This is a genomic window from Bartonella sp. AA86SXKL, assembly GCF_042196885.1.
Genome location: NZ_JBHIRE010000247.1, coordinates 337 through 797 on the forward strand (window position 1 = coordinate 337; position 461 = coordinate 797).

1 protein-coding gene is annotated in these 461 nt (G+C 34.1%); it reads left to right on the top strand.

Annotated elements, in window-relative coordinates; translation table 11 throughout:
- A partial coding sequence (locus ACFIO5_RS11295) for an FAD-dependent oxidoreductase (protein WP_375705455.1) occupies positions 1-461 on the top strand: 461 nt, incomplete at both ends.

The following is a 461-nucleotide window of genomic DNA, read 5'->3' on the forward strand; positions in this document are numbered from 1 at the left end:
GCAATTCAAAAGCTTTTACAAAAACAAGATAATCTTATTCTCATTGAAGATGAAGTTATTGATCTGATTGTTAAAGATAAGAGTATTTCAGGTGTTATATTAAAAAAACAAGGAATACTCCCTTCTGGTGCTGTTGTTTTGACAACAGGTACCTTTTTAAATGGTTTTATTCATATTGGTGATAAAACATGGGCTGCTGGACGTATGGGAGAACAGTCAAGTATAAAACTTGCTGAACGTTTAAAAAGTTATGGCATAAATCTTGGTCGATTAAAAACAGGAACTCCTGCTCGTCTTAGCAAAAAAACAATCCGTTGGGAATGTCTTCCTAAACAGCAAGCTGACGAAAATCCTGTACCTTTTTCTCTTTTGACTGAAAAAATTGAACAGCCTCAAATTGAATGTGCCATAACACGTACAAATGCACAAACACATCAGATTATTCGTGAAAATATTCATCG